This is a genomic window from Acutalibacter muris, from assembly GCF_002201475.1.
GTDB classification, from domain to species: Bacteria; Bacillota; Clostridia; order Oscillospirales; family Acutalibacteraceae; genus Acutalibacter; species Acutalibacter muris.
In genome coordinates this window covers 1444672-1464820 of the sequence record NZ_CP021422.1, presented here as the reverse complement: position 1 = coordinate 1464820, position 20149 = coordinate 1444672, and the positions used below count along the sequence as shown (strand labels likewise).

Genomic DNA, 20149 nt, shown 5'->3' with positions numbered 1-20149 from the left:
CCGGCCAACGCCGAAGGGGGCAGTTTTTCGCTATACTCTCACTTATACACCTCATTAAGATACCCATACGTCGCGGGCATCTCCTTGGTGACGTGTAGCGCGTTGTGCTGCTGCATATGGCTGCCGCGCTCATACTCCGCCAGCGTCAGCCGCTTGCCCGCCGCCGGGACAAATTCGCCGCTATCCGGGTCCAGGAAAAAGCCGCCCCGGGCGGTGAACTCGCCGCTGTATCCAAGCTGGTATATGGGATAGTCCGCGTCCAGCATACCATCCTGGGTGGTGAAGCGGCCGTTTTTGAAGTCCTCGCGCATGGCCTCCTCAAGGCGCTCCCGAAAGTCTTTTGGCAGCTCCTCTACCGGGCGGGGGTCCTTAACCTCCGCCTTGTCCTCCGAGTCCATCACTCTATAGTAGCCCGCTTTCGGCTCCACCCAGCCCAGCGACGACACCGCGTCTATGGCGCACATCGGCTCAAGGCTGTTTACAAACTCATCGCTGGAGATTATCTCCCGGCGAAGGTTCCGGACCTCCTCAAGGATGGGCTCCGTCTTGGAGTTCACCGGGCCTCTATAGAGCACCGACACGCTCTCATATTCCGGCAGGGCATCGCCGTCATTGTCATTGATACAGTAGCTGATATAGATATACTCCTGCAAGCGGTAGGCCCCCCGCCCGGGCAGGTATGGGTACTGGGCGGCGCGCTCCAGCTCTAAATACTTCTCATGGAGCTTGCGCACCTTTTCCAGCATCTCGGGGCTGGTAAAGCCATCCCTTAGATAACTGGATTTATTCTCCGGCGAAGCTCCGGGCACCTCCAGATACCAGGGGCCGTTCATATCTATGTTGTTTATCGGGTACAGAAACTGCAGATCTACCAGCTCTATCTCCGACGTCTCAGGGATGTCTGTTTCCACGCCCATGCCGGTGCCCGTCAGCACCAGCAGCACCGCCAGCAGCGCCCCGGAAATGATAATGGACATGGAGCTGCGGCCCAGGGCCTTCAGCTTTCGGTGCCAGACAAGCTCCAGTATCAGGTGCGCCCCGAAGACCGCCAGCACCATGGACCCCAGGGTAAGCGGGATGCCAAGGCCGCCCAGCTCAAAGCCTACGGCCGTGGCCGTCATAACGCTCAGCGCTCCCACACCTGCGGCCAGGGTCATCTCCGTGCGCAGGACCCGCTCTAAGATCTTGCACCGTCCGAAGTTCCCGGCCCACTCGCTTTGGCGGCGCTTATAGAGATGATAGCCCGCAGCGGCGCATAGGGCCCCGAAGATGGGCAGCCAGATATATATGGCGATCATGAAGGGCGGGGATAAGTTTTGGCTGGTTATGACAAAGGGCGAGCCAAAAAACATTAGAAAACTGCTTAACTCATGGAGTTTGACGTTTGCCACGGGTATGGTGGTGAACATTGTATAATATCCGCCAGAAGTGATGATCCGCCAGCATACCAGATGGGCCATGGACGCCAGTATATATCCGTGCCAGGTGCCTGTAAGCGCCGCCATCATAAACGCAAATCCCACCAGGGCCACGGCTATGAGTGTAAAATCGCGGATATTGTACTCGATATACATTAAGTGTGCCAAACGCTGTGCGTACCCTGTAAACAGCCGGCAGGGTATTATGGGCAGCAGTATCTGCCAGAAGACATTCAGCACCGCCGCCAGGTACATCTGTCCCCGGGGAACAGGCAGGGCGTGGATAAAGTCCGCCTGCCGCCGGGAGAAGCAGTCGCCCAGGTATATAAAAGGCGCAAGGAAAGCGAAGCCGGTGATTACCGCCTCCATGATATACCTATCCTCTCCGTAGCCATGGCCCAAAATGTAATTCCAGACCGTCAGCCCCACCATCAGTGCCCAGTACAGCAGGGCGGCGGGCAGGCCGCGCCGGAGCTGCCAGAGGAACACGGCTATAAAGCCGCCGCGCTTATCCAAGGATCTTGTCAATGTCATAACCAGCCGCCTCCATTTCGCTGATAAATACCTCCTCAAGAGACAGTGGCACCGTCTCCTTAAAGGTAGGTTCGAACTCGTCCAGGGTCTTTAAAACGTCCTCCCTGGTGCCCCGGGCCACGAAGGTGATAAGTGAGCCTGTCTGCTCAAAGGTCGTGATGCAGAGCCTTTGCTTTAGCTGCTCTATGGGCGGCGCTTGGGTAAACACTGCCTGTACCCGCTGTAAATGCAGGGAGAGCTCGTCCAGCTCCTTTTCAAGTATCAGCCCGCCCTTGTGCAATAGGGCCAGGGTGTCGCAGAAATCCTCCATCTCCCGAAGGTTATGGGAGGCCAGCACCACCGTCATCTGCCGGTCGGCCACCTCCTGGGCGATAAGCTGCTTCACAAGCTTGCGCACCACCGGGTCGAGGCCGTCGAATATTTCGTCCAGGAGAAGCACCTCCGGGCGGCTTGCCAGGGCCAGTATCAGCCCCGCCTGGCGCTTGTTGCCCTTGCTCAAGGTCTGGAAGCGGGCCTTCTCGTTCACCGGGAACCGCATACAGAGTTCCGTAAACCAGGCCTCGTCCCAGGCTGGGTACAGCCCCGAGAGCTGCCTGCCCATAGAGAGCAGCGTGCACCCCCGGGGCAGTCTCAACTCGTCCGGCACAAAGCGGAGCTTTGACTTTATCTCCCGGTTCTCAAAGACCTGCTGGCTGTTGACGGTGGCCTCTCCACCGTCCGGGCGGTACACCCCCGCAAGGGTGCGCAGCAGTGTGGACTTGCCCGCTCCGTTGGAGCCCACCAGCCCGAAGATGCTGCCGGTCTGTACGCTGAGATCCACGCTGTTAAGAGCAGCAAACTCACCGAAGCGCTTAGTAAGCTGTTTGCATTTGATCATGAATTCCCCTCCTTTTCTGGGTCTGTCAGGCCTGAAAGCAGCTCTATGAGCTCCTCCCGGGTTATGCCGCAGGATATGGCTTCCCTCATGGCATTAGCCGCCATATCCAGCGCGTTACTCCTGCGCTTATCCATCGCCGCCTGGGGCTTTGAGAGAAACGAGCCCTTCCCCGGCAGGGAGTGTATAAGGCCGTCCCGCTCCAGCATCGAATAGGCCTTCTGGACCGTGTTTGGGTTCACGCCCAGCTCCTTTGCCACGGCCCGGACCGACGGCAGCTGGCCGCTGTCCCCGAAGGCCCCGGCAGCCCCCAGGGTGATGACGCTGCGGTATATCTGCTCAAAGATAGGCAGGCCGCATTTGTAGTCGATGACAAACATTTTGACACCTCCATCTGTACTAGTTCGATTAGTACAGTTAAATCATACACCCATACACAGGATTTGTCAAGGGGTAAATAGATAAAAATTCCAGGCCCCTGGTTTTTGTAATCAGGAGTCTGGAATTTACAAAATTATGTAAATCAAATATGGTTGCGGTAAACTCTCAGCCCTTAGGGTACATCTCCCGAAGGAGCGGTATCTGTGAAGCTCTTGGCGTACCCTCAAGGCGCTTGATATAGCTCTCCAGCATACCCCGGGCGTGCTCGGGGCCACCCTGGCGCATTACCGTCCACATGGGGTCCGTGTCAAACTCGGATTTCTTCATCTGCTCGTCCACCCAATCGAGGATAAGCCGCGCGCCCTTATCGCAGAGGTCCGGGCGCTCCCCGGCCAGATTGTGGAGCTGGTGTGGGTCCTTCTCCACATCGTAAAGCTGCTCTCTGGGGAAGAGATGGTAGCCGCCATGGACCGTGCGTATATAGAGGTAGTTGTCAAAGCGCGCACTCCGCTGGCAGACATGGGCGCACTGGGTGAGCACCAGATGGTCCTTGCCGCAGTCCTCCCCCTTGGTGACGGTCTTGGCGTAAGATACGCCGTCATAGTCATATTCGCCCACAAATCTTGTGCCCAGAAGCTCCTGGATCGTGGGAGCCAGGTCCACGTTGTCGTGGAGGCCCGGGGCCTTCTTACCCTTCGCCCCGCCGGGCCACTTGATTATCATAGGTATATGGCAGGTGGGCTCGTCGGCAGTGCCGTGCTCGGCATAGAGCCCCTGCTCGCCCAGGTTCTCGCCGTGGTCGGAGGTGATAATTATGGCCGCGTCCTCATACAGCCCCTTCTCCTTCAGCCAGTCCAGAATCTGCCGGATATTGTCATCGGCATAGCGTATACCGCAATCGTAGCTGTCTATAAAGTCCCGCATATCCTGCATGGTCCGGACCGCGCCGGGATGGCGTGGGTACTGCTCAAAGTGGGTATCATCCCACATATTGATCTCATTGGCGCCGTGGGGCCCAACATGCAGAAGGTGCTGGGCGAATATCTGGTCGTCAATCCAGTCGTCAGGCAAGGGCGCGTCTTTAAAGGGGTTGCCGAACTCCTCCGGGGCCCTATAGGGGGTGTGGGGATCCCAGTAGTTCACGTGCATGAACCAGTTGTCCTCCTCTCCCCTGCGCTCCAGCCAGTCCAGCACCCGGGGGGTTATCTCCCCGGCCAGCTCGTTGCCGCATTTGCCGAAGTTCATACACTCGTTAAAGCCGGCGTTGAACCACCAGGATGAGTGGCGCTCGGCAAAGGAGGAGAAGCTGACCGTGTGCAGCCCCGCCCGCCTAAACTGCATGAACAGGCCGTTCTCGCTGACAGCGTCCCTAAAGTGCCGGGACTCCCCTTGCAGACGCATATCCGCAGCCGTGCCGCCGTGGCCCACCACCCCGGTGCGTATGCCGTAGCGCCCGGAGATAAGGGAGGCCCGGCTGGGCAGGCAGGGGGCGTTTGGGCAGTAGTAGTTGTCAAAACGCAGACCGTCGGCGGCCACGCTGTCAATGGCCGGTGAGGTATCCCTCAAATAGCCGTAGCAGCCCAGGTGGTCCGGGCGCAGGGTATCGATGTCGAACATGATTATACGCATAGGCGCACGCTCCTTCTGGGAAATTCCCCTTTTCTTCATAAAGTATAGCATATTTAATTAAAAAACGCTATAATAAATGGAGAATTTTCCCAAAAAGAAAGGAGCCACCCCCATGCCCCCACTCTCTTTGCTCATAAAGCCCGCCTCTGGCGGGTGCAATATGCGCTGTGTCTATTGCTTCTACCACGACGAGGCCCAAAACCGCGCCGTTACCTCCTACGGTATGATGTCCGAAGATACCCTGGAGACCCTTATACGGAAAGCCCTGGACTACGCCGGCGGTCAATGCACCTTCGGGTTCCAGGGCGGCGAGCCCACCCTTCGTGGGCTGGACTTCTTCCGGCGGGCCGTAGAGTACCAGCAGAAATATAACGTGCATAACGTGCGCATATATAACGCTCTACAGACCAACGGCCTCCTGCTTGACAGCCACTGGGCCAGGTTCTTTAAGGAGAACGGCTTTCTTGTCGGCCTATCCCTGGACGGCGGCAAGGCCCTGCACGACTCCCTGCGCCGGGACTCTCAGGGCCGTGGGACCTTCAGCAGAACCATGCGGGCCGCCCGGCTGCTGGAGAGCCACGAAGTTGACTTTAACCTGCTGACGGTGGTGACCCGGCAGGCGGCGGAGAACATCACCCAGGTGTACCGCTTCCTCCGCCGCGAGGGCTTACTGTACCAGCAGTATATCCCCTGCCTGGACCCCCTGGGGGAGCCCAGAGGCAGCTCCCCCTACTCCCTTACGCCCAAGGTCTTCGGTGGATTCCTAAAGACCCTCTTTGACCTTTGGTACCAGGACGTAAGGGCCGGCCGCTTTATTTACATACGGTATTTTGAGAACCTGCTGGGTATGCTTTTGGGCCGGCCCCCGGAGCACTGCGGACTGTCGGGCCGCTGCGCCCTACAGCACGTTATCGAGGCCGACGGTTCGGTGTACCCCTGTGACTTCTACTGTCTGGACCAGTGGCGGCTGGGGAATATACTTGAGGAGGATTTTGCCGCCCTGGACAGCGCCGCGACCGCTCAGAGATTCCTGGAGGAATCCCTGGCCGCGCCGGAGTACTGCGGGGGCTGCGAATACCGTTTTATCTGCCGGGGCGGCTGCCGCCGGGACAGGGAGGGCCTGGGGCTCAACTACTTCTGCCAGGCCTATAAAGAATTCTTCTCCTATGCCCTTCCCCGGCTGAGGGAGCTGGCGGGGATGTAGAACTCAGCGCCCTCTATATCATCTTCACATACCCCGCCCACTCCAGGGCCCTGTCCATAGCCTTTTTATATCGCCGGGCGTATACCTGAGTGAATTCTCCGGCGTAGATCTCCAACCGGCCGTTGAAGCCGGTCTTAAATCTATACACGCCGTTATTGGGGTGGTCCGGGTCATACCAGTGGGGCACGCCGCCAAAGTCATAGATGCGGCAGCCGCCCTCCACAGCCCACCGTATCATCTCCCACTGCATAAGGTAGTTTGGCATGACCTCCCGGTGCACAGAGGTGGACGCGCCGTACAGATAGGTGGTCCTGCCGCCGTACTGCACGCATATGGCCCCGGACAGAGCCTGTCCTTGATACTCGCAGAGGTACAGCCTGCAATGCTCCCCCAGGGAGTCCATCATCCTGGCAAAATACCCCTCTGTACGCATATCAAAGCCGTCACGCTCCTTGGTCTCCTCCATCAGGCTGCAAAAATCCGAGAGCCGCTCCTTGCCGTAGACCTTGCAGGTGACCCCCTTTCGGTTTGCCAGCCTGATATTATACCGGCACTTGCTTTTGAAGGAGCCTAAGAGTTCCTCCTCAGAGCGTCCGTCTATATCCAGCACGTAGTTGTTCCTGCACTGTATCGTCACGTCGTCCGGCTGCCAGGGGGTAAAGCCCAGGCCCGCAGCCCTCAGCGCGTACACCGCCCTACTGTCCGTTTCGTCAATGGGCGGGTCCAGCTTGCAGGTGTAGGCGTGATACCTGTGGGCAAGCTCCTCTAATCCCTGAAGGAGGTCCTTCAGGGATTCATGGTCTGTGGGGTCACAGACCGGCCCCCGTGGGCAGTAGAGAAAAGGCTTGAAGGGCGGCGGGAACCGCTTTATCAGCACCAACGCCGTGGCGCGTATACTCCCCTCCCCGTCCCGGGAGATTATCGCCTGATGCTTCCACCTGTGCTTTACCCCGGCCCATAGGGTAGACTGTAAAAAATGGGCCCCGCGTTCCATTAAAAAGGCCTCGTACTCCCGCACTGCGGCCACATTATCAAAGTCAAGAAACTCCATCACTTACCACTCCTTTCACCTATTAGACGCAAGGGGTGCAAAGATGGTAAGCCGCGGTATGTAAACAAGTTGTAATACTTCTATATTCAAAATATAAGAGCCCGGGCAACCTGCCCGGACTCCAAAATACTAAAGATGTCAGCTCTCAATTATTTGCTTATACAGCTTGATGTACTCGCCCGCCGAGCGGCCCCAGCTGTTGTCGCAGCCCATGGCCCGGTCCACCAGCACGCCCCAGCCCTCCTTATCGGAATTATAGGCGTATATGGCCCGGTGCAGGCTGTGGAGCATATCCCCGGCATTGTAGGTCATGAAGGTGAAGCCGTTGCCCTCGCCGTCGCCGCTGTCGGTGATGGAGTCCTTCAACCCGCCGGTCTCCCGGACCACCGGGATGGTGCCGTAGCGCAATGCTATCATCTGGGACAGGCCGCAGGGCTCGGACTTGCTGGGCATAAGGAAGATGTCGGCCCCGGCGTATATCTTCCTTGAGAGCTCGGGCACAAAGCCCAGGCACAGCACAAACCGTCCGGGATACTTCTCCTGCATCCACTTGAAGTAGTTTTCATACTCCAAATCACCGCTGCCCAATATGACTATCTGGGCGTTAGAGTATTCCATAACATTGTCCACGGCCTCCTTCACCAGGTCCAGGCCCTTATGGGACACAAGGCGGGTGACCATGCCCACCAGCGGCAGATCCGGGTCCACCTCTATGCACAGGCGCTCCTGGAGCTTTTTCTTGTTCACGGCCTTATTGGCCTTGTCCGCCCGGCTGTAGTTGGCGAAGAGGTCCTTGTCTGTTTCGGGGTCGTAGCCCACGGTATCTATGCCGTTCAAAATGCCCGACAATTTCCAGGAGCGCTCTCGGAGAATCGGGTCCAGCTTGTGGGAGAACCAGGGGTCCAGTATCTCCTGGGCATAGGTGGGGCTGACGGTGGAGACCCAGTTGGCGCACTCGATGGCGCCCTTCATCAGGTTCACGTCCCGGTTGAACTCCAAAAGCTGGCTCTCATAGGCCGGGATTCCAAACACGTCCTCCAAGATATCCTTGCCGTACTGGCCCTGGTACTGGATATTGTGGATGGTAAACAGGGTCTTAATGCCGGAGTACCAGTCGTTATTGGCATAGAACAGCCTGTAGTACACCGGCACCAATGCGCACTGCCAGTCGTTGGCGTGGATAACGTCCGGCTTATAGTCGATATAGGGCAGCATCTCCAAAACGGCCCGGGAGAAGAAGGCGAAGCGCTCCGCGTCGTCGAAGTGGCCGTAGAGACTGCCACGCTTGAAGTAATACTGGTTGTCTATAAGGTAATAGGTCACAGCGCCTATCTTCGCCTCAAAGATGCCGCAATACTGCCGCCGCCAGGCCACCGGCACGGAGATGCTGGTGACGAACTTCATCTTGTCTCGAAGCTCCTGGGACACGTTGTCATACAGCGGCACCACCACCCGGCAGCCGACCATGCGGGCGCGCAGGGCCTGGGGCAGCGAGCCGGAAACGTCCGCCAGACCGCCCGTGGCGGAGAAGGGCAGAGCCTCACTTGCACAGTACAAAATCTTCATAATCAGCAGTTCCTTTCTGTCTTAAAGGTTTTTCGATAGGTCCGGCGCTCAGACCCTGCTCCCTTTGGAAACGTATACAGGATAGCTGGAGGAGCCGGCCATATTGCGGTTCATATCAAACTCCACATTCTTGTCGGCCACCACATAGTCGAGCTTTGTGCCCTCGCCGATAACACAGTCCTGCATGATGACGCAGTTTTTAAGCTTCGCGCCCTTCTTTACCCGCACGCCGCGGAACAGCACGCAGTTTTCCACCTCGCCGTCTATGACGCAGCCATCGGCCACTATAGAGTTCTCCACCGAGGAGCCAAGGCCGTACTTTGCGGGCATATCGTCCCTGACCTTGGTGTAGATGGGATGGGCCGCCGGGAACAGCTGAGCACGAACCTTGGGGTCCATCAGGGCCATATTGGCCTCAAAGTAGTCCTTGAAGGACGTGATAGTATATGCCGCCCCGGTGTACTCATAGCCGTAGACCTTCATATCCTTTAGGTTGCGCTGCATAATGTCCCTGTCAAAGTCATACAAGTTGCGGCTCATGGCCTCGTCCACCAGGTCCATAAGCTTCTGTCGGCGGATTATGCATTTGCCGATGCCGTAGTTGCAGTTCTGGTCGCTGCCGCGCTTGATGAGCATATCCCGAACATACCCCTCGGGGTCCACGGTATAGACCACGTTCTTGTCAGTATCAGGAGAGGTGCCGTGGCGGTAGATAACGGTGATATCCGCGTTCTTCTCAGAGTGGAAACGGAAAACGTCTCTATAGTCGATATTGGACACCGTGTCACAGTTGGAGATGAGCACATACTCCTCCTTGGAATTCCTTAAGAAGCGGTGGATAGACGCAAGGCTGGAAACAAGGCCGTCCGTGCGGCTTATCTCCGCGCCAAAGGGCGGCAGAAGGAACAGGCCCTCGCGCTTTCTCGACAGGTTCCAGGTCTTGCCCGAGCCCAGATGATCCATCAGGGACTGGTAGTTCTGCTCGGTGATAACGCCCACCTTGTTCACCCCGGAGTTCACCAGGTTGGAAAGGGCAAAATCCACCAGCCTGTAGCGCCCGCCATAGGGTATGGAGGCCATCACCCGGTTCTCCGTCAGTTCTCTTACACGCTCCTCGTGCACATATGCAAAGAGGATGCCGATAACTTCATTGCCGCGCATCATATGGACCATCTCCCTTTCGTTTCAGTCATAGTATTCAGCAGTTTACTCATTTAGCGGCCTCCTCAGCGTCCAGCATTTCCTTGGGGGCTACGCTGCCGCCGGGGGGCACCTTGCAGCCGGGGCCGACTACCGCCACGCCCCACTCGTCCTTGTTCTCCACGTCCTCGGGCTTCTGGCCCACCACGGCCCCTGCGCCCACCACGGCGTCCTCGGCCACTATGGCATACTGGACTCTTGCGCCCTCCTCAATCCGGGCTCCCGGCATGATGATAGAGGAGTGCACCTCAGCGCCCGGGGCAACATACACTCCCGCAAAGAGCACGGAGAATTCCAGGTTGCCGTACACGTTGCAGCCCTCGGCTATGGTGGAATTCTGAACGTGGGCTCCCTTGGCTATGTAGTGTGGGGGCATGACGGGATTGCGGCTGTAGATACGCCAGTCGGGGTCACTGAGGTCCAGGGGCACGTTGGGGTCTAATATATCCATATTGGACTCCCAAAGGCTGTCTATAGTGCCCACGTCCTTCCAGTAGCCGTTGAAGCGGTAGGCGTACATACGCTCACCAGCGTTCAGCATGGCGGGCAGCACGTTCTTGCCGAAGTCGTTGGAGCTCTTGGGGTCCTCCTCGTCGGCCAGCAGGAACTTTCTGAGCTTCTCCCAGCTGAACACGTAGATGCCCATGTTGGCAAGGTCGTTCTTGGGCTTCTTGGGTTTCTCGTCGAACTCATAGATAGAGTCGTCCTCGTTGGTGTTAAGGATGCCGAAGCGGCTGGCCTCGGCCATGGGCACCTGCTGCACGGCGATGGTGACGGCGGCCTCCTTCTCTTTGTGGAAGGCTATCATCTTAGAGTAGTCCATCTTATAGATATGGTCGCCGGAGAGCACCAGCACATAGTCGGGGTTATATCGGTCGATAAAGGGGATATTCTGGGTGATGGCATTGGCTGTACCCTTGTACCAGTCGGTCTTTTTGCGCTTCTCATAGGGCGACAGTACGTGAACGCCGCCGTTCATGCTGTCCAGGTCCCAGGGCTGGCCGGAGCCGATGTACTCGTTGAGCTCCAGGGGCTGATACTGTGTAAGCACGCCCACCGTCTCAACGCCGGAATTGACGCAGTTGGAGAGAGGGAAATCGATGATGCGGTACTTCCCCCCGAAGGGCACCGCAGGCTTGGCGATGTTCTTTGTGAGCACGCCCAGCCGGCTGCCCTGGCCGCCCGCAAGCAGCATGGCTACGACCTCTTGTTTGGGTAACATTGTTCGTCCTCCTGTATTATCGTTTTTGGATATGATATCATGAAAAGCCTCCGCAATGGGAAACGGCGCTTTTTTGCCTGGATATTTACGCGCTGACAGTAGCCGCGCGCCTGCCGGTCTCGGTGACCACCACCGGCTCTGGCTTCTCCTTTTTCATCTCCTTGGGCTTTGGCTTTACTCCGGGCTTTGTACACTCAAGGAAGAACACAGTGTTGGCCGGAAGGGTCAGCTCGACACACTGTTCGCAGCCGTGCATGGGCTCGTCGATGGTCTTTATAATCTTGCCGTTTGTCACGCCGCCGCCGCCGAAGCTCTCGTCGTCGGAGGTGAACACCTCGCTCCAGATACCCCACTGGGGGATGCCTATCTTGTAATGCTCCCGCTGGACGGGCACGAAGTTGCAGACGCACACCAGCTCTTTACCCTTCTTGGACTTGCGCCTGAAGGCTATGACGCTCTGGGTATAGTCGTCGTTAGATATCCACTCGAAGCCCTCCCAGGAGAAGTCCACCTCCCAGAGCTCGGGGCGGCTGAGGTAAAAGTGGTTCACAGCCTTAAAGAAGTCCTGGGCGTCCTTATGCTCCTTGTACTGCAAGAGATACCACTCCAGCTCCTTCTCATAGTTCCACTCGTCCTTCTGCGCGAACTCCGTGCCCATGAACTGGAGCTTTTTGCCGGGATGGCCCATCATATAGGTAACGAAGCATCTCATGCCCGCGGCCTTCTGCTCGTCGGTGCCGGGCATCTTATTTATCAGCGAGCCCTTGCCATATACCACCTCGTCATGGGATATGGGCAGGATAAAGTTCTCGGAGAAGGCATAGAAGAAGGAGAAGGTCAGGCTCTGATGGTTGCCGCTTCTAAAGAGGGGGTCCATGGACATATATCTGAGCATATCGTTCATCCAGCCCATGTTCCACTTGTAGTTGAAGCCAAGGCCACCCATAAAGGTGGGCTTTGACACCATGGGCCAGGAGGTGCTCTCCTCGGCTATCATCATGGGGTCCAGGACCTCGGCGAAGGCCGCCTCGTTTAATGCCTGTAAGAAGGCCACGGCCTCCAGGTTCTCCTTGCCGCCGTCCTTATTGGGGACCCATTCCCCGTCCCGGCGGTTATAGTCCAGGTACAGCATAGAGGCCACCGCGTCCACCCTCAGGCCGTCCACATGGTACTCCTTGAGCCAGAACACCGCGCTTGAGACCAGGAAGCTTATGACCTCCGGCTTGCCGTAATCAAACACCAGGGTCCCCCACTCCTTATGCTCGCCCTTTCTTGGGTCCTCGTACTCATAGCAGGTGGTGCCGTCGAACTTGGCAAGGCCCGCCGCGTCCCTGGGGAAGTGGGCCGGGACCCAGTCCATGATAACGCCTATGCCCGCCTGATGGCAGCGGTCCACAAACCTCATGAAGTCCTTGGGCTGGCCATAGCGGGAGGTGGGGGCGAAGTAGCCCATCACCTGATAGCCCCAGGAGCCGTCATAGGGGTACTCCGTCAGTGGCATGAACTCGATATGTGTGAAGCCCATCTCTTTTACGTAGGGTATGAGCTCGTCCCCCAGCTTATCGTAGGAGAACACCGAACCGTCCTGATACTTGCGCCAGGAGCCCGCGTGCATCTCATATATGTTTACAGGCTGATTGTAGTGCTTCTCGGTCTCCTTCTTCTTCTGCCAGGCGGAGTCCCCCCAGCTGTAACCCTCCAGTTCATACCAGCGGGAGGCCGTGCCCGGGCGGGTCTCCGTGTGCCAGGCGAAGGGGTCGGCCTTATAAGTGTCCTCGCCCGAGGCCGTCTTAATATAGAACTTATACATCTCATATGGCTGAAACTCAAAATCAGTATAGCATTCCCAAACACTGTCGTCCACCTTTTTCAAGGGGTACTTGGCGCTGTCCCAGTTGCAGAAATTGCCCACCAAGGATACCGCCCGGGCCTTTGGAGCCCATACCCTTGCCACCATGCACTTCTTTCCCTTATGGGTGGCCTTGTGCACGCCCATGTATTCATATAGGCGGCGGTTCTTTCCACTGTGGAACAAAAATAGAGGCACCCGTGCCGGATCGTCCTTCTTCTGTGCGCCGGCGGCTAGCTTTTTCTCACCGGTCAGTTCAGTGTTCATATCACCGATCACATTCCTTTCTTTGGCTGGCAGCGGCTGATCTTACAGCCAGCCGTACTAAAGGGTAGATTTCCCTGCTCTTATAATACCATATATAAAAAAAATTTCAAGTGGTTTTTAGTTATTTCTTGGAAAGTTTGAGAATTTATACCCTAAACTTTGTAAAAGTTCACAAAATCCGACCAGATTCTATGTATAATACGCGGGGTGTGCTTTTGCCGAAAGCATGAAACCGTCACGGCCTCTAGCGTATCAAAACAATAAGAACCTGTATTCATAACCGAAAAAACCGCTTAGACGGTGCTTGCAGCTTGTGAATACGGGTTCTTAACTTATCGGGGAAAATGTCGATTTGTGTCAGTGGAACTAAAAAGATAGCTCCCCAGCAGGGCGAAGGAGGGCCAAAAAAAGTGGGGCGTAAAGGGGCGTGTCCTTTCTCAATTATTTCTTCTTAAAGGACGGCTCGTCATTTCTTTAATCACTTCAACCGTTTCCAAGCCAAATATATTCTCCATACGTTTCAAATATCTTGGATTGGTAAAATATGCCTTGAAAGCATAATCGCGAAACGCCACAACCTCCTCTGCAGATAGGTATTCTGTATCCATAGGCAGACAATCTGCCGCATACTGCGAATAGCCCTGCCATGTTTCCGGCAATCTGCTGCCACTTTTAACGGCATCCACATATAAACCTGAGCCCGGATATGCCATAACGGAGTTAAAATTCGCCCATTCAGCATTTATATCAAAGGCCATCTGTAACGTCTGCTGCATAGAGTCATAATTGTCTTTCGGCAGGCCAAACATAAAATTGGCAGCGATATGCATACCAGCGCCATAGGTCATTTTTACAACAGCGTCCACCGTATTAAAATCATACCCCTTTGATACCTCCTCCAGCACCGTCTTATTTCCAGATTCAAAGCCATAAGCTATCCAGTTTATTCCGGCTTTCTTCATTATTTCGAGCATAGCCGGCGTAACGGTATCAACTCTGCCATACGTCCAGATATTTAAATGGTAATTACGCTCGATCAGCCCCTGACAGATTTCCGCGACCCTCTGCTCCTTCATAGCAAATAGTTCATCTGCTATCTTAAAATTATGAATTCCATAGGTATTCACAAGATAATCTATCTCTTCCAGTACCTTCTTCGGGCTGCGGAACCTGATACCGGGGCGGCTATTAAACATTGTGTTTATACAGCAAAAATGGCAGTGGAACGGGCACCCCAGCGCAGTCCAAATAAGGCCATACGGCTGTCTGTGATCGATATCGCCAAAGCAGTGCCAGTTATGGGCCCTATACTTTTCCATAGGCAGCAGATCCCATGCCGCCATAGGAAGCTCATCTAAATTTTTGTACAGCGGCGCCGCTTCTGTTTTAACCGGCTTATCCTGGGTCCTAAAACATAATCCCGGTATATTCCGCAATTCCTCTGCTGAAACCGCGCTTCGCTTTATTGCCTCGACTAACGGTGTTATAGTATAGAAGCCCTCTCCACAACACACAAAATCAAGCTTTTCCTCCGCCAGGGTGCGCTCAGGTAGCGCAGAAACGTGGATGCCCTGCGCCGCAATATACTTATGTGTATGTTCCAGCTCCCTGCATTTATTCACAATTTTTCGTAACGCAAGCATATTTTGCGTTGATGCCGACGGGTTTGTCCCCGACACGGAAATTACCGTCAGCCGCGGATCCAGCTCTATGATACGTTTCGCGGCCTCCTCCGCAGAAAGCTTTTCAACCTCCACATCCAGCAATTTCACGCTGTAGCCGGCGCCGCGTATATGCCCTGCCAATAGAGCCGTCCACAGCGGCGGCTCATATGCGGTCAACGAAAAGGCGTCCAGTCCTCCATACACATTTTTCTGGTCTGCGGGCTTTACAATTAACACGTCACATTCCATTTATAGTATCACTTCTTTCAGCTATTGTTTTAATTTTTTGCACCGTTTATGGAATAACCGCATATAGCACCGTCTCCTCCGGAACATTAGAGTGGTGCCGCACATACAGCTTGTATTCTGGCACAAGCCCTTTAATGTAAAGTGGCAGCGTGATCAAATCCTCAGGTTTATGGTATAAACAAACTGCCAATTTGGGCTTATATTTTTGAATTGTAATTCTTGCTCCCTCCAAAGACTCCAATTCCGCCCCCTCTACGTCAAGCTTAATATAAGTAATCCTATCTTCTGGCATAACGGTTTCATCTATCGTTACAACGGGTACGGAAATTTCACCTGTTTTTGCCAAAGACGAGCCCCCGTCGTTACCTATCTCAAAAGAAAGCGTCGTCTTGCTATTCCACGTACCTGCTTGTATCATCTTTACCTGCTCAAACCCTGTTTCTTGCTGTACAGCAAGACAATGCTTATAGCTTATCGGATCTGGTTCAAATGCGTAAACCTTCTTCAAATTTTTACAATGACGGCGCATTTCCAGCGCAGAATCCAGATTATAGCATCCCCCATCTATCAATATCTCCTCCTCCTGATACTTTATGAAATCTGGAGCAAAATATTGGCTTGGGTCATAGCGCTGTATCCCCTCTTTTCTTTTGTCAAATTCATAAATCTGCTCCCCGGGATATCCGCCGTCGAGTAATATCCTCCTTATCTCTGTCCGGTTCCTCCTCTTTCCACAATCATCGGCACTAATTACCACGTTAAAGCTTTTTTGTTTCAATAATTCTTCAGGGGCCATGACCGGATACCCTAAAAAGCCATATTTCTGCTTTTCTTTGTTACGGCTGCAAAAGCCAATAAATCGCTTATCATCTTTATAAACTGAATGGAATAATAATCTCCCTACATCGCCGGTTCCATATAGCACAATCTTGCGCCCATCTGCCGCTGGGGGGGGTGAGAAGGAGCTCATCAAATGCTGTTCCATTTATCGGCGGTACATCTGCCAAGTATTTGTGTATAATCCGCCGGTAATACCCGAAATCGCCGGTAATAAGATAATGAATACGCGCCATATACGTTTCCCGGGACTCTTGGTCCTCTAAAAAGTTGTATATCTGCCCAAACTTATCAATAAACTCTTTCGCACAAATCATATCGCAACTCTCCCAAAAAAGTAATGTGTACTATTGTAAGGTTTCGCTTTTAATTCATCTAACATTGATTACTCTTTTCACATGGCACCCAGCCCTTCTCCCCGCCTCCATATCACTCTCACTATCCCCCACCATCCAGCTCTCGGAAAGATCAATATTATACCTCTCGGCAGCCCTTAGCAGCATCCCGGGCTTCGGTTTCCGGCAGTCGCAGTCGACTTTATACTCGGCTACCTCCCCGGGGAACCCCCTGTCTGGATGATGGGGGCACACAAAGATATCCTCCACATAGGCGCCCTTTTCGCCCAGTAAGGTCTCCATCTTGTCGTGTATCTCCCGAAGCTGCGCCCAAGTCACCTCGCCGCGGGCAATGACGGGCTGATTTGTAACCACAATAGCCAAATAGCCGCTCTGATTGATTTTACGAATCCTCTCGGCCACGCCGTCAATCAACTCAAAATCATCAATATTTCGTAAAAAGCCGACGTACTTGTTAATGGTCCCGTCCCTGTCCAGAAAGACCGCTCTCTGCTTACGGCAAAGGTTTTTCCTTGCCACCAGCCCGGACCGCAAATCCTTTTCCACCTGGGCTATGCGCTCCGGCGTTCCCATATCCTTCACGTATTCGGGAGAACGGTAGGCATATACCTCGCCGGAACGAATCCTCGGCTTTAGCAAATCCCTGTCCAAGTCCGTCTTTTGGGGCGCGTCCAGCTTATCCAGCAGCCGCGGAGAGAGAATATGTATCCCCGCGTTGGCGCAGTTTTGATACCAGCCGCGCTTGTCCTCCTTTGAGAGCCAGCCGTTCACTTGCCCGGTCTCACCCGCGGCTATCAAGCCGCTGTCATACGGGTGGTCGTTAGGGTGTACCAGCAAAGTCGCCGCCGCGTGACGCTCTTTATGAAAGTCCATCATGCGGTGCAAATCCACATCAAAAATCAGATCGCCGTTGATCAGGAGGAAATCCTCCTTCACTCTATCCTTTAAATAGTACAGCGCCCCCGCCGTACCCAGTGGCTCCTTCTCCTCAATATAATCAATTTGTACGCCGAACAGACTCCCGTCTCCAAAAAAGTCGCGAATCTGCCCGCCTTTATAGCCAATAGTAAAGATTATCCGATCTATTCCCTGCCGCCGCAAACCCTCCACCTGGCGCTTTAATACCGGCTTTCCCGCAACCGGCAGCATAGGCTTTGGCACACTACCGTCCACACTGGCAATGCGCGTCCCCCTGCCTCCGGCAGTTATTACAGCCACCATGATCAGTCACCCCAAAGCTCATATTCTACCGCCGCGCAAACCGCGTGGTACAGCTTTGAATGCAGATCCTGTACGTCCTCTGTACAGCCGGCGCCGGCACATAAAATCAAATCAAATTCCTCCGCCATTTCTCCGCCGGTCCTTCCCGTCAAAGCAAGGGTTTTCAGGCCCTTAGCCTTGGCGGTTTTTCCCGCCAGCAAAACATTCCTGGAATTTCCTGACGTACTGATTCCAAGGAAAACGTCCTCCGCCTGCCCATAGGCCGCTACCTGCTGGGCGAATACATACTCGCTGCCCACATCATTATCCATCGCTGTCATGAGGGCGGTATGGCTGCCCAAATTGATGGCCGGCAAGCCCCCCTGCAGCTTTTGGGCAAGCAATTTGCCGTCTGCCCCCAATCTCTCCAGCGACGCCGCAAACGATGAATCCAGCGGGCGCTCTATGCGGAAGGCCTTTACCAATTCGCCTACAATATGGTCGGCGTCCGCACAGCTGCCGCCGTTGCCGCATACCAGCAGCTTGCCGCCCCTTTGAAAGGTTTCAACCAGCACCACAACGGCCTGCGTCAGCGATTTATGTATTGCCGCAATAGCAGGCTCATTTTCACAGTACCTATTAACGATAGCCTCTGTACCCGGCTTTAACATACTTTGCCGCCTCCCTTTATGAAATCCTCGGGCAAATAATAGAGCACTCTGGCGCCGCCGCTCTCAAACTTAAACGGTATCTCCTTTAGCTGTTCCAGCGCCTTTCTCACGTCTGCCTGCCTGTCCGGCTGGACATAGAACAGCAGGAACCCGCCGCCCCCTGCCCCCAGAAGCTTTCCGCCCAGAGCGCCGGCCTCCCTTGCGGCGTTATATATGCTGTCTATCGTGTCATTGGACACGGCCGCGTTTACTCCGCGCTTGAGCCGCCAAGTATAATCCAGCAGCCGGCCAAACTCATCTAAATCTCCTCCCACAAGGGCCGCCTCGGCCTCATCTACCAACGCCAACATTTCCAACAGCTGTTCCTCCTTTGACCGGAGCGCCTGCTCATGCTTTTCCTGGATTTGAGAGGAAAATCTTGACACACCGGTAAAGAACAGCAGTAAATTATCGTTGAGACATTCCTTCTTCTCATTTGAAATTACCACCGGGTTTACCTGAAACCCCTCCGCGCTAAAGTCTATCCTGTTAAACCCGCCATAAGCCGCCGCAATCTGGTCCTGCACACCGCCGCTCTCCCTGCACAGCTCCCGCTCCAAGTATATGGCCTCCTCAGCCAAACGGCGCTTATCCGCATATTTGCCCTTCAAGGCATAGAAGCCCATAAGCAGCGCCACCGCAAAGGCGCTGCTTGTCCCCAACCCGGTCCGGGCTGGAAGGTCCGCGTCATAGCTAAGGGACAAATCGTGCATATCCAAAAATTTCATGGCCTCACGAATCGCCGGGTGCTTGATTTCCTCCACGGAATTCACCTGTTCGCGCAGGGAGTAGGTGATATTATTGGTGTACTCGAAAAAGGGCGGCAAATGGCGGACATTTACATAGCAATACTTATCAATAGTTGTAGACAGCACTTTGCCGCCGTGCTTTTCGTAAAATCCGGGAAAGTCCGTGCCGCCGCCGAAGAAGGACATTCGAAAGGGGGCTTGCGTGATAATCATAGTTTATATTCCTTTTTAAATTTTAGATGTTAGAATAGGTCTTGTTCTTAATAATGGTAAAAACCTTCTTTAGCTCTTCAATTCCGTCATCTAACGTATATTGGGGCCGCCAGCCAGTGGCCTCCAGGCGCTCGTTTGAAACGATATAGTCGCGCTTATCGATATCCTCCCCAATCGGCGCCTCCAGGAATACAAAGCCAGGTATATGCTCCTTAATTTTTGCGCATAGCTCCAGCTTAGACAAATTCGCGCTGGACAGCCCGCAGTTATATGGCCGCCCCTTCATTTCATCAAAATGCTGGATACCCCACAAGAACGCCCCTGCCGCATCGCGGACATGGATATAGTTTCGCTTGAAATTCCCTTCAAAGACAACCGCCGTCCGATCATATACGGCGCGATACACAAAATCGTTCACCAACAGATCCAGCCGCATTCTTGGGGACGCCCCGAATACCGTAGCGAAGCGGAACGAGAAAGAGTTTTCTGTTTCCAGCACCGCCTTCTCAGCCGCAACCTTGCTGGAACCGTACAGCGAAATCGGCCTTAAAGGGGAATCCTCTGTGCAGAAATCATCTCCCTCTCCTACCCCATAGCCGCTGTTTGTGCACGGGAAAATTATTTTTTGCTCCGGCTGGCGCAGGCGAAGCAAAAGTTTTATCGCCTCTAAGTTTGTTGTGCGGGCCGCCGTTTCATCGCGGTCGCACAGGGGGAAACCCACCATAGCAGCCAAAGGAAGGATAAATTCCTTCCCCTGCATCGCTTTCTTTAAGACCTCTTCCTTGCGGCAGTCGCCATTGATAATGTGAAAGTTCGGGTCCGCACAGCAGTCCAGAAGAGTCGCTTGGTTGAAATACATAAAATCGAGGACGGTAACATCATAGCCCTCCTTCAACAGCATGGGTGTCAAAATAGAGCCGATATAGCCGGCGCCGCCTGTTATTAATACTTTTGCTTTCATGATTTTTCTCCTTCC

Annotated in this window: 16 protein-coding genes; 1 reads left to right on the top strand and 15 read right to left on the bottom strand. The window is 54.5% G+C overall.

The window, feature by feature from the left end; genetic code table 11:
• Positions 1–38: 38 nt before the first annotated feature.
• From ADH66_RS07470 to ADH66_RS07455, 4 genes are all read right to left on the bottom strand, one after another.
• A complete protein-coding gene (locus tag ADH66_RS07470; protein ID WP_157130563.1) occupies positions 39–1952 on the bottom strand; it encodes a hypothetical protein in 1914 nt (637 codons plus the stop codon).
• Positions 1927–2829: an ABC transporter ATP-binding protein gene (locus tag ADH66_RS07465; protein WP_066533889.1), complete on the bottom strand. Its 903-nt coding sequence runs from the start codon at positions 2827–2829 to the stop codon at positions 1927–1929. The genes ADH66_RS07470 and ADH66_RS07465 overlap by 26 nt, the downstream gene beginning before the upstream one ends.
• Entirely contained in the window at positions 2826–3206 is a 381-nt protein-coding gene (locus ADH66_RS07460) for a GntR family transcriptional regulator (RefSeq protein WP_066533891.1), read from the bottom strand. The genes ADH66_RS07465 and ADH66_RS07460 overlap by 4 nt, the downstream gene beginning before the upstream one ends.
• A 166-nt stretch (positions 3207–3372) precedes the next feature.
• Positions 3373–4836, bottom strand: a complete 1464-nt coding sequence (locus tag ADH66_RS07455; protein WP_066533894.1) for a sulfatase — start codon at positions 4834–4836, stop codon at positions 3373–3375.
• Between the two features lie 112 nt (positions 4837–4948).
• On the opposite strand from ADH66_RS07455, the gene ADH66_RS07450 reads away from it, so the two are divergent.
• A complete protein-coding gene (locus ADH66_RS07450; protein WP_066533896.1) occupies positions 4949–6040 on the top strand; it encodes an anaerobic sulfatase maturase in 1092 nt (363 codons plus the stop codon).
• 13 nt (positions 6041–6053) lie between these two features.
• Here the strand turns inward: ADH66_RS07450 and ADH66_RS07445 are convergent, their stop codons facing one another.
• The 11 genes from ADH66_RS07445 to ADH66_RS07390 all read right to left on the bottom strand — a co-directional run bounded on the left by ADH66_RS07445 (position 6054) and on the right by ADH66_RS07390 (position 20134).
• Positions 6054–7091 (bottom strand): lipid II:glycine glycyltransferase FemX, encoded by a 1038-nt coding sequence (locus ADH66_RS07445; RefSeq protein WP_066533897.1) that lies wholly within the window; start codon positions 7089–7091, stop codon positions 6054–6056.
• A gap of 138 nt (positions 7092–7229) precedes the next feature.
• Positions 7230–8657: a glycogen synthase GlgA gene (gene glgA, locus ADH66_RS07440; protein WP_066533898.1), complete on the bottom strand. Its 1428-nt coding sequence runs from the start codon at positions 8655–8657 to the stop codon at positions 7230–7232.
• Between the two features lie 48 nt (positions 8658–8705).
• Positions 8706–9821 carry a glucose-1-phosphate adenylyltransferase subunit GlgD gene (gene glgD / locus ADH66_RS07435; RefSeq protein ID WP_236757215.1) on the bottom strand — a complete coding sequence of 372 codons (1116 nt, stop codon included), beginning with the start codon at positions 9819–9821 and terminating at the stop codon, positions 8706–8708.
• Between the two features lie 46 nt (positions 9822–9867).
• Entirely contained in the window at positions 9868–11079 is a 1212-nt protein-coding gene (locus ADH66_RS07430; protein WP_066533899.1) for a glucose-1-phosphate adenylyltransferase, read from the bottom strand.
• 85 nt (positions 11080–11164) lie between these two features.
• Positions 11165–13195: a 1,4-alpha-glucan branching protein GlgB gene (gene glgB, locus ADH66_RS07425; protein WP_084384171.1), complete on the bottom strand. Its 2031-nt coding sequence runs from the start codon at positions 13193–13195 to the stop codon at positions 11165–11167.
• Positions 13196–13632: 437 nt separating this feature from the next.
• Positions 13633–15108, bottom strand: coding sequence for a B12-binding domain-containing radical SAM protein (locus ADH66_RS07420; protein ID WP_066533901.1), 1476 nt, complete (start codon positions 15106–15108; stop codon positions 13633–13635).
• 46 nt (positions 15109–15154) lie between these two features.
• The gene (locus tag ADH66_RS07415) at positions 15155–16093 is read right to left on the bottom strand and encodes an FkbM family methyltransferase (RefSeq protein WP_157130564.1); all 939 of its coding nucleotides are present in this window, start codon (positions 16091–16093) and stop codon (positions 15155–15157) included.
• 223 nt (positions 16094–16316) lie between these two features.
• Positions 16317–17522 carry an HAD-IIIA family hydrolase gene (locus ADH66_RS07405; RefSeq protein ID WP_084384173.1) on the bottom strand — a complete coding sequence of 402 codons (1206 nt, stop codon included), beginning with the start codon at positions 17520–17522 and terminating at the stop codon, positions 16317–16319.
• Between the two features lie 2 nt (positions 17523–17524).
• Positions 17525–18172, bottom strand: a complete 648-nt coding sequence (locus ADH66_RS07400) for a D-sedoheptulose-7-phosphate isomerase (RefSeq protein ID WP_066533906.1) — start codon at positions 18170–18172, stop codon at positions 17525–17527.
• Complete coding sequence (locus ADH66_RS07395) at positions 18166–19173, bottom strand: GHMP family kinase ATP-binding protein (protein ID WP_066533910.1); 1008 nt, start codon at positions 19171–19173, stop codon at positions 18166–18168. The genes ADH66_RS07400 and ADH66_RS07395 overlap by 7 nt, the downstream gene beginning before the upstream one ends.
• A 22-nt stretch (positions 19174–19195) precedes the next feature.
• The gene (locus ADH66_RS07390) at positions 19196–20134 is read right to left on the bottom strand and encodes an NAD-dependent epimerase/dehydratase family protein (protein ID WP_066533916.1); all 939 of its coding nucleotides are present in this window, start codon (positions 20132–20134) and stop codon (positions 19196–19198) included.
• Positions 20135–20149: the final 15 nt, after the last annotated feature.

Bases quoted from the DNA above. Each gene is read 5' to 3' on its own strand.
- ADH66_RS07470 (WP_157130563.1), bottom strand. From the start codon at position 1,952: ATGACATTGACAAGATCCTTGGATAAGCGCGGCGGCTTTATAGCCGTG.
- ADH66_RS07465 (WP_066533889.1), bottom strand. From the start codon at position 2,829: ATGATCAAATGCAAACAGCTTACTAAGCGCTTCGGTGAGTTTGCTGCT.
- ADH66_RS07460 (WP_066533891.1), bottom strand. From the start codon at position 3,206: ATGTTTGTCATCGACTACAAATGCGGCCTGCCTATCTTTGAGCAGATA.
- ADH66_RS07455 (WP_066533894.1), bottom strand. From the start codon at position 4,836: ATGCGTATAATCATGTTCGACATCGATACCCTGCGCCCGGACCACCTG.
- ADH66_RS07450 (WP_066533896.1), top strand. From the start codon at position 4,949: ATGCCCCCACTCTCTTTGCTCATAAAGCCCGCCTCTGGCGGGTGCAAT.
- ADH66_RS07445 (WP_066533897.1), bottom strand. From the start codon at position 7,091: ATGGAGTTTCTTGACTTTGATAATGTGGCCGCAGTGCGGGAGTACGAG.
- glgA (WP_066533898.1), bottom strand. From the start codon at position 8,657: ATGAAGATTTTGTACTGTGCAAGTGAGGCTCTGCCCTTCTCCGCCACG.
- glgD (WP_236757215.1), bottom strand. From the start codon at position 9,821: ATGATGCGCGGCAATGAAGTTATCGGCATCCTCTTTGCATATGTGCAC.
- ADH66_RS07430 (WP_066533899.1), bottom strand. From the start codon at position 11,079: ATGTTACCCAAACAAGAGGTCGTAGCCATGCTGCTTGCGGGCGGCCAG.
- glgB (WP_084384171.1), bottom strand. From the start codon at position 13,195: ATGAACACTGAACTGACCGGTGAGAAAAAGCTAGCCGCCGGCGCACAG.
- ADH66_RS07420 (WP_066533901.1), bottom strand. From the start codon at position 15,108: ATGGAATGTGACGTGTTAATTGTAAAGCCCGCAGACCAGAAAAATGTG.
- ADH66_RS07415 (WP_157130564.1), bottom strand. From the start codon at position 16,093: ATGGAACAGCATTTGATGAGCTCCTTCTCACCCCCCCCAGCGGCAGAT.
- ADH66_RS07405 (WP_084384173.1), bottom strand. From the start codon at position 17,522: ATGGTGGCTGTAATAACTGCCGGAGGCAGGGGGACGCGCATTGCCAGT.
- ADH66_RS07400 (WP_066533906.1), bottom strand. From the start codon at position 18,172: ATGTTAAAGCCGGGTACAGAGGCTATCGTTAATAGGTACTGTGAAAAT.
- ADH66_RS07395 (WP_066533910.1), bottom strand. From the start codon at position 19,173: ATGATTATCACGCAAGCCCCCTTTCGAATGTCCTTCTTCGGCGGCGGC.
- ADH66_RS07390 (WP_066533916.1), bottom strand. From the start codon at position 20,134: ATGAAAGCAAAAGTATTAATAACAGGCGGCGCCGGCTATATCGGCTCT.